Raw genomic sequence first — 12,821 nt, 5'->3', positions numbered from 1 at the left:
CTAGTATTAGTGGGAAAGTGAGTTAGAAAATTTCGCTTTCTTAATCAACATTACCTATTCATCGACAGACGTAGGCCACATTCTTCGGAGTGTGGCTTTTTTTTGCCTAATTCGTTTTATCTTAATCGAAAAATCAACCAGTTGATCCGATGGAAACGCAATCAAAAACCACAGTACCGACCTTGTATGAATGGGCGGGCGGCATGGAAAAATTTGAAGCCTGGACCCGTTTGTTTTATCAGCGTGTCAATGAAGACCCCATCCTGGAACCAGTTTTTCGGGGCATGTCGCCGGAACATGCCCGGCACGTCGCTCATTTCATTGCCGAAGTATTTCGTGGGCCAACTACGTATAGCGACACAGAAGGCAGTCATTATGAAATGATTCACCATCACATGGGCAAAAATCTGACCGAAGTTCAGCGCCGTCGCTGGGTCAATTTAATTCAGGAAGCGGCCGACGAGGTTGGTGTACCTGATGACCCTGAGTTTCGCTCAGCGCTGGTCGGGTATCTGGAATGGGGCTCTCGATTGGCCGTAATCAATTCCAATACCGATACCATTGGCGAGGCTGTGGACGCGCCAATGCCCAAATGGGGCTGGGGTGAAACCGGCGGCCCTTATATTTCTACCTAAGGTACGTTATAGACATTGACGAAAAGGCTGATTAGGTTTCGATAATGAATCAATCTTAATCAAGCTATTAGCTGATCTAATTGCCTGCTCCAAAACCACTTTACTAACCTCTTGCCACCGACATACCGCTCCGCTATGAATGTCTTGTTCCAGAGCCAGACTTGATAATTCTTTATGATACCACAAGGCGTTTTCGCTCCTCTCAGTAGGTGCCGAATTCCGAACTGAATATCTTACCTTATAATAGTCGTTCTGTGGTAGTGAATTATATTGATCTAAGATATTCGTAATAGCCTGATTTTGCGCTTCAATTCTACTTTCAAACTCGCCTAAATCTTTGTAACTCCCATTGAGACCCGTAGGCTTACATCCTGTTAGGATAAATATTAGTATCAAACAACTCTTGCTTAAGACTTTCATAGTGCGAAGGATGGACTTCGTTTTCAACTAAACATGAGCCTCGATAATATATTATAAATGCTGCTGTACCAGTTCCCTCCACTCCTCTTCCAGCGACCCGTCGAAGAACGTAGCTTTTGCCCGACGATACCAGTAATTGGCGTTGAACCGATCACCTTCCTTTCGGTGCAGGTAGGCATGTAGTCGATCATAGGGTTGGTCACCCTCGCGGCCTTGTGCAATGTTATGCGCCTGTTCCCAATCGCCTTTGGCGTCGTACCAAAGCCCCTGAACAATGGGATGAAGATCGGATGGTGGCTGAGATTGCGTGAGAGACGCCTTGAATTGTTCCAGTGTCATTTCGATGCGGGTTTAGTTGATAAGGAAGCCGTTACAAAGGGCTCATACGCCGGTGTGACGAAAATAATGTAAGCGGCCAAGGGTATGGATCGGTATGGTTTTTTCATAACCCGTGGCAAGCGTTCTCCTAATTTCTGAAAATCCCGTTTTGGAATAATAGCCAGGTCGGCATTTTCCCACTGTTTTTCGGTCGGCCAGATGTTGTAGTGCTTGTGAAAGATCGGAATCAGAAAATCGAACACAAACACGTTGGAGTGTGCTGGAATCGTTTGGGCCAGGTTTTGAATCACAGCCACATCCGACGCCGGGAGTAAAGGCTCTTTTAGGGGGTCATAACGATGCCTCACTACGTTACGCAACAGGGAAACCCATCGAACGTCGGGCCGGGCATACTGAACAATGGGCAGTTGTATGAGGATCAGCACCAGCCCAATCAATATGGGTTTCCAACTGGCTATTGGTCGCTCGCCAGCATCGAACAAGATCCAGACAATCAGGGTGTACGTCACCGAGAAGGCATAGACCAGCACAAAACGAGGTGGCCATGTCAATGACACCAGATCAAATAAAGCGTTTGTACCATAATAGGTTGCGCCCTGCACCCAGTTGGAGAGTAGCAACGCCAGCTGCGCTACCCCATATACGAGCAGAATACTACCCGCCTGTCGCCAGCCAACCCGATACAATCCATACAGCAGGATGCTTATCGAGGGCAAAAGAAGCAGAAATGTCTGGAGTAACAACGTAGCATTTTTGCGAATAAAATCCCGGCTATGCAATCCGTTACGTATAGCCGTAAGCGCCTGTTGCAAACGTGGCTCGGGTTCGGCAGCGTGGTTTTTATAAGACAGAAAAGCCATGCCCGCAATGAAAACTGCCGCCCATCCAGCCAACACAATCCAGAATCGGGGCTGGGTCAAAATACCAAAAATGTTTCGCTTCCGATCGGCAACCAGGTAGTGTACGCTCAAAAATCCCAGATGAATAGCGCCGGCCAGCAACGCACCATCTTCCTTCACAAGTACAATGAGGGCCGCCGTTAGCAGAAACCAGCCCCGTTGATACGTAAACAGCGCCAGCACGAACAGAATCGAAAGCGGGAAATACGTCAATTCAGGATGCCACCCAATGCCAGGGTGATCATTGAACCAGAACCAAACAGGGCCTGCCAACAGGACCAACAGAACGAGCCAGACGACCCAACTTGCCATTGTCCTGCTAAGGCTACGTAGCAGCAATCCATAACTCAGGAGCGACAGAATCGTTTGAACGGCAAATGCGCCGTAGGCTCCGCTCACATAGATCAGCGGTCCCCACAGCAACATCGCGTAATTGTTGTGAATTCGGTCGTCGTAGCCCCAGATATTTTCGTACAGCAACGGTCGTCCGTTCATCCAGCTACAGGAAGCCTGCAGGAAGATGTACATGTCGTTGAAGGAGTAATACAAGCCTTGAAAGCGAATTACTTTAAACCCGAAAAACAGGAGTATAATCAGGCTGCTGGCCGCAACCGGTACAATCCACTTTGTTTTCATACAGCAAGCAAACGACCCATCGTCAGGTAACGACAGGCGCGTTGAAAGAGGCAAACATACGGAAATAACGGCGGGCAAGGGGTCCCTGCCGATCAATTTCGTTTGAACGTTAACGCTCCAAACCGACTACAACCAATCCTTCTCCAGAATCCCCCCAAGCTGGTCATAGGGAACCGTCACCTGAATCGGGCCAACGGCATAAGCCGCAATTTCGTAGGGGTTGTAATAGAAAATCAATCCGTCTCGACTCAGGCCTACGTTGGCCGGGAGAAAAAACTGGCCGTCCCGCAGGAAATACCCCTGTTCTTCAAGATCCGCTTTCGGAGGCAGCTTCTGTTGTGCGCGAAACGTTTTTTCAACCAGGCCCAGCAAGGCCGTTGTATCGGAAATCATGTCGGCTAACGTCAGCATCGCTCCCGTCTCCCGATCAAATGTATAAAACGATAAGTTGGAATTAGGGTGCGCTCCGCCGGTGTAGGCATACGTGTCAAACTTGACGGTCAGCGTTTTTGCGCTGGCATGAACGGTATCGGCACTGGTTTTGAGTTCCCAGCAACCACCCAGGCCACCAATATCTTTCCGCATGGCCTCATAATCGGAGGCAAATAACGTAGCGGCTTTGACCAGATTGGTGCGGGCTTCAGGATTGCGGTCTACGGTGGCGCTGTCCAGCCAGCCGACCACGCTGCCAGCCGCCAGCAACCGCAGGCTGTCGTTAATTTTTCGCGCTCCTTCCGAATCATCCTTCAACAAAATATACGATACCGATACGTCAACACCTGTGTTACGGGTTGTGTCGCAGTGAGCAGAGCCAGCAAATGTATACTGTTGATGATCTAAAGCAGGTGGTCCGGAATACGTTGAAGAACAAGACGAAAAAATACCGATTGAGCTGAAAAATATAGCAGCAAAAAAGTACTTCATACAGGGTAAGCGATAGCCGTTTAGTGTCCGGTCTAGTCGCTACAAACGACAAACAGTTTGTATTGTTAAGCAAAGTGACCGTTATTAATGCAACGGTCACTCTAACTTACTACAAACTTAACAAATCTTTAAACCGAATTGCCTGTCGTCGGCTAATTTCGATTTTATCACCCCCCCGAAGCGTAACCAGTAAGCCCCCGCTAAACCAGGGCTCAATTTTTTCAATCCACTGCAAATTGATGATATGCTTGCGGTTGGCCCGGAAAAAAGTAGTGGGATTAAGTCGGTCTTCCAGCGCATTCAACGACTTAAGAACCAGCGGTTTCTGATCATCAAAATAAAGTCGTACATAGTTACCCATCGACTCGAACAACCGAACTTTCCCTAATTTGACAAACCAGCATTTTTCGCCATCTTTCACAAATACCTGGTCATTTTCGCCCAGCATTTTTGTCGATATTCCCGGTGATACGCCGGATGATTCGGGAACGTGCTGTTCTTCTTCTACCCGATGAATCGCTTCGGATAAACGGGCCAGTTCGACCGGTTTGAGCAAATAATCGAGTGCATTGAACTCAAACGCCTTAATAGCATACTCATCAAAAGCCGTCGTAAAAATTACCTCCGGCGTTTTGCCTTCGATGGACTGCAACAACTCGAAGCCATTTTTACCCGGCATCTGAATGTCCAGAAACAGCAGATCCGGCTCCAGCTCATCGATCATAGGGAGGGCTTCGTCGGCGTTAGCAGCTTCGCCTATGATCTGAATTTTGGGGAAATTTTCGAGCAGCCGACGCAGTTCATTGCGGGCCAGCCGTTCATCGTCGATAATAAGGGTTTTCATATTGATTATTAATGTATTAGGAAGTCAGCATGTGGTCGTCAGTCAATCAATACCGGAATCAGTACCTAACATACGCGCGTCGGTCACTCACCAATCTACTGAATCACCGACTGGCTGACTGATTTTCGGAACATCCCTTCCGATTGGGCAGGAATCGTTATTTCTGCACAAACGACCGGTCCATTGTTGTGCAATACACTGGGTCGGTCTGTTTGATCACGACTGTCTTCCTGAAAAATATGGAATTGCGCTTCGGGGCCGTAAAGGAGTTCGAGCCGTTGGGCCGTGTTGGCTAACCCAAACCCGCCAGACGCTTCTTTGTCGCCCAGAACACCCGTATTTCGAATTATGATGTGCAATTTATCCGTTACGATCGTAGATCGAACCTCCACAAACCCCCCACCAACAGCCGTTGACACGCCATGTTTGATGGCGTTTTCGACTAGCGTTTGCAACATCATCGGCGGCACCTGCCAGAACAACGTCCGTCCATCAAGGTCGATATGTGAGTCTAAACGTTCTTCGTAACGAACTTTTTCCAATGCCAGATAATCCTCAACGGTTTTGATTTCTTCACGGAGTTCAACCGTTTTACGCCGATCGGCCAGGAGCGAGTTACGTAGCAGATTAGAGAGTTGCGTAATGCTCTGTTGCGCCTTGGTTGGGTTTTCGTACACCAGCGCCCGAATGCTGTTCAACGCGTTGAATACGAAGTGAGGATTCAATTGCGACCGTAACACCTTGGCCTCCGTTTCGCGAATGTTTGTTTTGAGCAAAATCTTCTCAATTTCGGCATTTCGGTTCTCCTCCACGTAGTGATACGTCGTGTAGCTGAGCACCCAGGTGAGCATACTTTTCCCCCAGCTTATCAGATAACCGATTATGATCCACGGTTCCTCAGAGAAATATTGAGGAAACAACTTTCGGTCAACAGGGATATTGACCATTGTCATAATCAGGGACAGAACACAAATGGACAGCAGTACACGCGGTGCCAATCGGAAAAAAGGTAAGCGTACCCAGTTCCACCGACGAAGCATAAGCCGATAGAGATGGGTAAGGGTAATACCAAGAAAAATATTGGCAATGGCTAAATATAACGCGTCGGGATCAAAGCCAGAATCAGATTCCAGTACGTAGGCCACGTACTCCACCATAATGAGGAGCGACCAGCCGAAAAGCTGACAGAACCAATATATTTTCTGCTTTGACATATCCATTTCATCGCGCCCCTACTACCGGACAATGAGCGAATATACGGTAACCAATACACACGAACCAACTATCCGTTATCAGCGGGAAAATGTCTGGATTATTGGTTAACTCAACCCATTGACTGGTAATGAATCAGTGCATCATGGCCAGCGACAGCAAATGCGACGTATCGTTAGACAGTTCGATCGTGAACGTCGCAGAATCGTAATCATACTGAAGCTTATAGAGGCAAAGATTACTGTGCTCAAAATGATCCATTTCCGAAAGCGGCTGATTGGTAATCCAGCAAAGCAGAATACGCATCGCCCGGCCATGCATAGCCACCAGAACAAGCTTTTCGTCGGGATGTGAGAGAATCGTGTCAATGGCTACTTTCTGGCGAACAACTACCTGGTCAGGGCTTTCGCCCCCTTCCGTCGTCACGCTGGTGTCACCTGAGGACCAGGCTTTAACCAGACTGCTGTAGTATTCATTGTCTAGATTGCCGGGGGCTTTACCTTCCATTACGCCCCAACTAATTTCATTCAGGCCGGTCAGTTTCTCATAGGGCACACCTAGCTCCATAAAGGGCTCGGCCGTTTGATACGTACGTTTCAGACCGGAGATATAAATCTTGTTAAAGGGCACATGCTGATAAGCCTGAAAGAAAGCCATTGCTTGTGCCCGTCCCATATCGTTGAGGTCAGAATCGACGCCACTTCCCTGGACCACGCCCCGTCGGTTGTAGTCAGTTTCGCCGTGGCGAATCAGATAAATTGTTTTTTGTGTCAAGCGTACTGGTGTCGAATGGCAAATTTTTCCAAAATTGACCCGCAAAATTACACAAAAACGCTGCATTTATCTGTTACAACGCGCCATGTTTCATGGTCCAATGCCAATGTTACTACGAAACTTGAGCAATGATTTCAGGATTTATAACCTTTTCAATTTAATATAGTATGAAAGCTGGCTTTGATCTGAGTAACCTTGAATTTGCCCATGCCGATTCGATTGTCAAGCATCTGGGTATTGAGTTCACCGAAGCAGGAGAAGGGTATCTTATCGCCCGAATGCCGGTAGATGGCCGCACGCACCAACCATTCGGGATTCTACACGGTGGAGCATCCGTTGTGCTGGCCGAGTCACTGGGCAGTGTAGCTTCCTGGATGCTCCTGGATGACCCATCCAGGCAACAGGCCGTTGGCCTGGAGATCAACGCAAATCACCTTCGCTCGGTACGTGAAGGCTGGGTCTATGGTCGGTGCACCCCTATTCACACGGGCCGCACCACGCATGTGTGGGACATACGTATCACCGACGGACAAGGCAAGCTAGTGTGCGTAAGCCGATTAACTATTGCCATTATTGGGGGTTAAGGTAAAGTGAACAGCTACCTTCACGAAAACGGCTTGTCCTATGGTAAGTCAGCAGGAACGGATTTTCAAGGTCAGCCACAAAGCGCTACGTCTTAAATGGCTGATGCTTTTGTTGCTTTTCGCGTCAACGATTTTTGTGCCCTTCATGATCGCCACCAGCGGGCAGGAATATCCTGATCTCAGTGTCGCTCCGATCTTCTGGGCGGCATTTGGCTTTATCTGGGTTCCGCTTTTGGTAGCGTATTGGCGGCAAACTATACGTATTGAGTTGGCAGGTAATCATTTCACGATCAAGAAACTGTGGCAATCACCGAAACAGTTCGATTACAAAGCTATTCTGGCCCACAACGAACGGCTGGAAGTTGATAGAGGAGGTACGTTTTCCGTCTTAACTGTCTATCTGCAAACGAATTACCTTAGTATTGATTCAAACGAGTTTGAGGAATACGACTTACTGAAAGAATCTTTTGGCCAGTATGGCAAGTCGATTGCCTATCAGAAAGTTTTGACCCTGGCCGAACGGAACCGGCTTCGCTGGATGATTGCTGGGCTAGCTTTATTTATTGCGGCAAATATCACCTTCGGCTACGTAGCGCATAATCCGGCCAACCCAAAACCAGCCCGGCTTGTTCCGGTTACTGACATTGTTGATAAGATTATCGAAGAGCAGCCTAAAGGCAGGCTTAAAGGTGTAATGATTTCACTACGTACCCATCCGGCCTTTTCGTTTTATGTCTCGCGCCGAAATTATGATGTCCGTTTAGACACCTTAAAATGGGCCATTACGACACAGAAGCCCATTGAACTACTCATTCGGGAAAGCGATTACCGCAAAAAATTAATAAAAACCGAACCGCTTACAGTTGGCGACAAATACGACAACTACAAACAGATTCTGGTTTTTGGTGTCAGCCAGGATGGGGCTGTTCACATTAAGACGTCCAAACCCGTTGTCGAACCGATACATACGAACCCCGGCCAGCGTACTTTCCTACTGAGTGTTTTACTGCTTTTTTGCTGGACGGGTTGGGCGTATGTAGACCGGCATAAAGTTCTCCGGGCGAATTGATTGGCAACCCCGCTCACTTTTTCCGTACCTTCGCGCTCCCAAACGTTGAGACAGGATACTCATCAACAACCGTAATATGAATCAGAAAATCCGGCGCGAAGATGCCCTTGATTACCATTCCAAAGGGCGTCCGGGTAAACTCGAAGTCATTCCGACCAAAGAGTACAGCACCCAGCGCGACCTCTCATTAGCTTATTCGCCGGGCGTAGCGGAGCCTTGTCTGGCTATCGAAGCCAACCCCGACGATGCCTTTAAATACACCGCCAAAGGCAATCTTGTCGCTGTTATCAGTAATGGGACGGCCGTTTTAGGCCTGGGCGACATTGGTCCGGCGGCCAGCAAACCCGTTATGGAAGGCAAAGGGTTACTCTTTAAAATTTATGCCGACATCGACGTATTTGACATTGAGTTGAATACCAAGAATATAGACGAGTTTGTGCGTACGGTTAAGATCATGGAACCGACGTTTGGCGGGGTCAATCTGGAGGATATCAAAGCGCCGGAGTGTTTCGAAATTGAGGAGCGGCTCAAACGGGACATGAACATTCCGGTCATGCACGACGACCAGCACGGTACGGCCATCGTGAGCGGGGCCGCCCTGCTCAACGCGCTCGAACTGGTTGGCAAGAAAATTGAGACCGCTCAGTTTGTTATTCTTGGCGCCGGAGCCGCTGCGATTTCCTGCACCCGTCAATACGTAGCATTAGGGGCTAAAGTCGAAAACATTGTCATGTTCGACGTGAACGGACCGCTACGTACGGATCGTACGGACCTAAGCGACATTATGCGCCCGTTTGCTACGTCGCGCGACATTCATTCATTAGCCGATGCCTTTGTGGGGGCCGACATATTCGTGGGACTTTCGAAGGGCAACATCGTCAGTCAGGACAACATTCGCGCTATGGCAGAGAACGCCATTGTCTTTGCAATGGCTAATCCAGTTCCCGAAATAAGTTACGACGACGCGATGGCTGCCCGGCCCGACATTATCATGGCAACGGGTCGATCAGACTACCCCAACCAGGTCAACAACGTTCTGGGCTTTCCGTACATTTTCCGGGGAGCGCTGGACGTACGGGCTACGGAAATTAACGAAGCCATGAAACTGGCCGCTACGTATGCGCTGGCTGATCTGGCTAAAAAACCAGTTCCGGATCTGGTCAATCTGGCATATGGCGAATCGAACATGATTTTCGGGCGGACATACATCCTACCGAAACCTGTTGATCCGCGCCTGCTGGCAACGGTAGCTCCGGCTGTGGCGCGAGCCGCTATTGAGTCGGGCGTTGCACGGCTACCCATTACTGACTGGGAGGCCTACGAGCATCAACTCGCCCGACGGCTGGGCCAGGACAACCAGATTTCGCGGGTAATTCTGACCAAAGCCAAAGCCAACCCGAAGCGTGTTGTGTTTGCCGACGCGGAGAATTTAAAAGTACTCAAAGCTGCACAACAGGTTCGGGATGAAGGCATTGCCCATCCAATTCTGTTGGGAGAGACGGCCAAAATCCAGCAAATCATTCAGGAAAGTGGCCTCGATCTGGGGCAAATCCCGATCATTGATCCACGGTCGCCCGAGCAGGAACCACTGATTCAACGGTTTGGCGATCTGTACTTCGAGAAGCGCAAACGCAAGGGCGTGAACGCCACCGAAGCCCGGAAATTAATGAACATCCGCAATTACTTCGGTGCCATGATGGTTGAAACGGGTGAAGCGGACGCACTGATCTCCGGTTTGACACGTAGCTATCCGGATACTATCCGTCCAGCCTTACAGGTTATTGGCAAGGAACCGGGCGTGCAGAAAGTAGCCGGGATGTACATTCTCCTCACCAAACGCGGTCCCTTGTTTTTCTCGGATACGACGGTAAATTTCAACCCTACCGCCGAGGAGATTGTCGAGATAACCGAGTTGACGGCTCAGACCGTTGAGCGGTTCAATATTAAGCCACGTATCGCGCTGGTAACGTATTCAAATTTTGGCAGTGCGAAGGGCGACGATGCGGAGAAAATGAATCGTGCTGTCGAAATTCTGCAACGAAAGCATCCGGATTTAGTGGTGGATGGAGAAATTCAGGCCCACTTAGCTTTCAATACGGAATTGCTTCAGCAGAATCACCCATTCAGTAAATTAGTCGGTGAAGGCGCGAATACGCTTATTTTCCCGAACTTATCAGCCGCTAATATTGCCTATAACTTAATGAGCGAAGCCGCTGGTTTCGACACCATCGGCCCGATTCTGCTCGGCATTCGCAAGCCGGTTTATGTACTACAATTAGGCTCCTCCGAACGCGAAATTGTCAACATGGTGGCCATTGCTGTCGTTGAAGCTCAAGGAAAATAAGTTTTTACGAATGATGAATTACAAACTGTGAATGATGAATGATGAATAATGAATGGCTTTTGTTAGAAATCATTCATCATTCATCATTTATCATTCATCATTCCATACATGGCACGAATCTTAACTGGTATCCAAAGTAGCGGACGACCGCATTTGGGCAACATTCTCGGGGCCATCAAGCCCGCAATTGACTTATCGAAACAACCCGATAATGAGTCGTTTCTGTTCATTGCCGATCTGCACTCGCTAACAACCATCAAGGACGGTCCAATGCGCCGGGAGTTTACGCGCGCCGTAGCCGCTACGTGGCTGGCGTTTGGGCTGGACACGGAGAAAAACACATTCTGGCGGCAGTCGCGGGTAGCTGAGCATACAGAATTGGCGTGGCACCTGAGTTGCTTTACGCCCTTTGCGATGCTCAACAATGCAACTTCCTTCAAGGAAAAATCCAATCGGTCGGCTTCTGCCGTGAACGCAGGCTTATTCGTCTATCCGGTTTTGCAGGCAGCCGATATTCTGCTCTACGACGCCGAGATTATTCCCGTCGGGAAAGACCAGCGGCAGCACATCGAAATGACGCGCGACATTGCCAGTACGTTCAACCATCAATATGAAGATGAGGTATTTGTGCTTCCCGAACCACGTATCGACGACCGACTCATGACGATCCCCGGCATCGACGGCGCTAAAATGAGCAAGTCGTATAACAACTACATCGACATTTTCCTGCCCGAAAATGAGCTTTGGAAAGTGATCAAGAAAATCAAATCGGACTCTACACCACTCGAAGAACCGAAGAATCCCGACGCCGACATTACGTTCCAGTTATATTCACTGCTGGCATCAGATGAGCAGATCGCAACGATGCGGGGCCTGTACGAAGGTGGCAATTACGGCTACGGCATGGCAAAGAAAGCCTTTTATGAACTCATTGTTGAGCAGTTTGCCGATGAGCGTGAGCGCTTCAATTATTACATGACGCACCACGAGGCCCTCGAAGCTGAACTTCAGGCTGGTGAGGCAAAAGCACGCATCGTGGCCGGAAAAACGATTGCGCGCGTTCGGGAGAAGTTGGGGTTTAGCTAAAGCCTACTCTACAGCTTAGCGGTTTAAAGTCGATACGTTTACTATTTTCGGGGCTTTCACTACGTAGTGAAAGCCCTTTTTTATAGTGTACATACATAGCACGATTTGGTGAGTATACCCATCTTTCCTTATAATTGTGTTGCGTACACACCATCCGGCTTGATCTAACTTTCTGTTGATAATTATTATGATCCATTATACACACCCAAGCCGGATTCTCGTTGCTCTTGACTGCATCATCTTCGGTTTTGATGGGGAGGAGATCAAACTGCTACTCATCAAGCGAAATTTCGAACCTGAGTTTGGCAAGTGGTCGTTGATGGGTGGATTCCTGAACGATAATGAAGACTTGGAAGCCGCTGCCCAACGGATTCTGTTTGATTTGACCGGGATGACCAATACGTATCTTGAACAGCTGCAAACCTTTGGTGCCATAAATCGCGACCCGGTCGAACGTACCATTTCGGTGGTTTATTACGCCCTGGTTAATATTCAGGATCAGGATGTGAACGCCATTCGCTCCCACAATGCCTCATGGATTAATCTGAGCGCTAAACCCAACCTGATTTTCGATCACAACGCCATGGTTGAGCAGGCTATGCATCGGCTGCGCTATAAAGCCGCCCTGCACGCGATTGGGTTTGAGCTTATGCCCGAAAAATTTACAATTCCGCAGCTTCAAAAGGTGTACGAAGCCATCTTTAAAACACCCCTCGACCGACGAAACTTCAGCCGGAAAATCTTATCGACCGACTTATTAATTGGCACGGGCGAGAAGGATACCAACTCGGTTACGAAGAAAGGGCAGCTGTATCGCCTGAACGCCGAAAAGTATCAACAGTATCTTACGGACTATGTCAGCTTTTTCCCTGAACTGACATTGGCTTAGTCAACTTAAAATCAGCACTGAAAAACCTATAGAGCTTTGAAGACCTTGTAGGTTGAAAAAATTATTGCTATTTCTCATGGAAATAACACAATGACGCTGTAATATTGTGTCAATAAGACACTATCCCTAAACAGAGCCACTTTCTACGTAACGCTGAACGTTCATC

General features: G+C 48.6%; 12 protein-coding genes. 6 read left to right on the top strand and 6 right to left on the bottom strand.

Translation table 11 applies throughout. The features are described 5' to 3' along the window. Positions 1-149: 149 nt before the first annotated feature. Complete coding sequence (locus BM202_RS07975; protein ID WP_093824713.1) at positions 150-635, top strand: group II truncated hemoglobin; 486 nt, start codon at positions 150-152, stop codon at positions 633-635. A 471-nt stretch (positions 636-1,106) separates the two neighbouring features. Here BM202_RS07975 and BM202_RS07965 read toward each other — a convergent pair whose 3' ends face one another. The 6 genes from BM202_RS07965 to BM202_RS07940 all read right to left on the bottom strand — a co-directional run bounded on the left by BM202_RS07965 (position 1,107) and on the right by BM202_RS07940 (position 6,683). After that, positions 1,107-1,394 (bottom strand): hypothetical protein, encoded by a 288-nt coding sequence (locus tag BM202_RS07965; RefSeq protein ID WP_093824709.1) that lies wholly within the window; start codon positions 1,392-1,394, stop codon positions 1,107-1,109. Further along, positions 1,391-2,929 carry a hypothetical protein gene (locus BM202_RS07960; RefSeq protein ID WP_093824707.1) on the bottom strand — a complete coding sequence of 513 codons (1,539 nt, stop codon included), beginning with the start codon at positions 2,927-2,929 and terminating at the stop codon, positions 1,391-1,393. The genes BM202_RS07965 and BM202_RS07960 overlap by 4 nt, the downstream gene beginning before the upstream one ends. 126 nt (positions 2,930-3,055) lie before the next feature. Next, positions 3,056-3,853 (bottom strand): DUF3298 and DUF4163 domain-containing protein, encoded by a 798-nt coding sequence (locus BM202_RS07955; RefSeq protein ID WP_093824705.1) that lies wholly within the window; start codon positions 3,851-3,853, stop codon positions 3,056-3,058. Between the two features lie 109 nt (positions 3,854-3,962). After that, positions 3,963-4,697 carry a LytR/AlgR family response regulator transcription factor gene (locus BM202_RS07950; RefSeq protein ID WP_093824702.1) on the bottom strand — a complete coding sequence of 245 codons (735 nt, stop codon included), beginning with the start codon at positions 4,695-4,697 and terminating at the stop codon, positions 3,963-3,965. A 95-nt stretch (positions 4,698-4,792) separates the two neighbouring features. Further along, the gene (locus BM202_RS07945; RefSeq protein WP_093825194.1) at positions 4,793-5,911 is read right to left on the bottom strand and encodes a sensor histidine kinase; all 1,119 of its coding nucleotides are present in this window, start codon (positions 5,909-5,911) and stop codon (positions 4,793-4,795) included. Between the two features lie 133 nt (positions 5,912-6,044). After that, complete coding sequence (locus BM202_RS07940; RefSeq protein WP_093825192.1) at positions 6,045-6,683, bottom strand: histidine phosphatase family protein; 639 nt, start codon at positions 6,681-6,683, stop codon at positions 6,045-6,047. A 167-nt stretch (positions 6,684-6,850) separates the two neighbouring features. Here BM202_RS07940 and BM202_RS07935 point away from each other — a divergent pair, with 167 nt between their 5' ends. The 5 genes from BM202_RS07935 (at position 6,851) to BM202_RS07915 (ending at position 12,655) form a co-directional block, all read left to right on the top strand. Continuing rightward, positions 6,851-7,267: a hotdog fold thioesterase gene (locus BM202_RS07935; RefSeq protein WP_093824700.1), complete on the top strand. Its 417-nt coding sequence runs from the start codon at positions 6,851-6,853 to the stop codon at positions 7,265-7,267. A 40-nt stretch (positions 7,268-7,307) separates the two neighbouring features. Continuing rightward, the gene (locus tag BM202_RS07930; protein ID WP_093824698.1) at positions 7,308-8,336 is read left to right on the top strand and encodes a hypothetical protein; all 1,029 of its coding nucleotides are present in this window, start codon (positions 7,308-7,310) and stop codon (positions 8,334-8,336) included. A 76-nt stretch (positions 8,337-8,412) separates the two neighbouring features. Beyond that, positions 8,413-10,680, top strand: a complete 2,268-nt coding sequence (locus BM202_RS07925; RefSeq protein ID WP_093824696.1) for an NADP-dependent malic enzyme — start codon at positions 8,413-8,415, stop codon at positions 10,678-10,680. A 108-nt stretch (positions 10,681-10,788) separates the two neighbouring features. After that, entirely contained in the window at positions 10,789-11,766 is a 978-nt protein-coding gene (gene trpS, locus BM202_RS07920) for a tryptophan--tRNA ligase (RefSeq protein ID WP_093824695.1), read from the top strand. Positions 11,767-11,953: 187 nt separating this feature from the next. Continuing rightward, positions 11,954-12,655, top strand: a complete 702-nt coding sequence (locus BM202_RS07915) for an NUDIX hydrolase (protein ID WP_093824693.1) — start codon at positions 11,954-11,956, stop codon at positions 12,653-12,655. The last annotated feature ends 166 nt before the right edge of the window (positions 12,656-12,821 follow it).

Origin of the sequence: Spirosoma endophyticum (assembly GCF_900112365.1) — a bacterium.
GTDB lineage: Bacteria > Bacteroidota > Bacteroidia > Cytophagales > Spirosomataceae > Spirosoma > Spirosoma endophyticum.
Note: the sequence above shows the minus strand (reverse complement) of the source record. Positions and strands in the feature narration are given on the sequence as shown.

Excerpts from the sequence above, each read along its gene's own strand:
- BM202_RS07975 (WP_093824713.1), top strand. The coding sequence starts at position 150 with ATGGAAACGCAATCAAAAACCACAGTACCGACCTTGTATGAATGGGCG.
- trpS (WP_093824695.1), top strand. The coding sequence starts at position 10,789 with ATGGCACGAATCTTAACTGGTATCCAAAGTAGCGGACGACCGCATTTG.
- BM202_RS07955 (WP_093824705.1), bottom strand. The coding sequence starts at position 3,853 with ATGAAGTACTTTTTTGCTGCTATATTTTTCAGCTCAATCGGTATTTTT.
- BM202_RS07945 (WP_093825194.1), bottom strand. The coding sequence starts at position 5,911 with ATGTCAAAGCAGAAAATATATTGGTTCTGTCAGCTTTTCGGCTGGTCG.
- BM202_RS07915 (WP_093824693.1), top strand. The coding sequence starts at position 11,954 with ATGATCCATTATACACACCCAAGCCGGATTCTCGTTGCTCTTGACTGC.
- BM202_RS07935 (WP_093824700.1), top strand. The coding sequence starts at position 6,851 with ATGAAAGCTGGCTTTGATCTGAGTAACCTTGAATTTGCCCATGCCGAT.
- BM202_RS07925 (WP_093824696.1), top strand. The coding sequence starts at position 8,413 with ATGAATCAGAAAATCCGGCGCGAAGATGCCCTTGATTACCATTCCAAA.
- BM202_RS07930 (WP_093824698.1), top strand. The coding sequence starts at position 7,308 with ATGGTAAGTCAGCAGGAACGGATTTTCAAGGTCAGCCACAAAGCGCTA.
- BM202_RS07960 (WP_093824707.1), bottom strand. The coding sequence starts at position 2,929 with ATGAAAACAAAGTGGATTGTACCGGTTGCGGCCAGCAGCCTGATTATA.
- BM202_RS07950 (WP_093824702.1), bottom strand. The coding sequence starts at position 4,697 with ATGAAAACCCTTATTATCGACGATGAACGGCTGGCCCGCAATGAACTG.
- BM202_RS07965 (WP_093824709.1), bottom strand. The coding sequence starts at position 1,394 with ATGACACTGGAACAATTCAAGGCGTCTCTCACGCAATCTCAGCCACCA.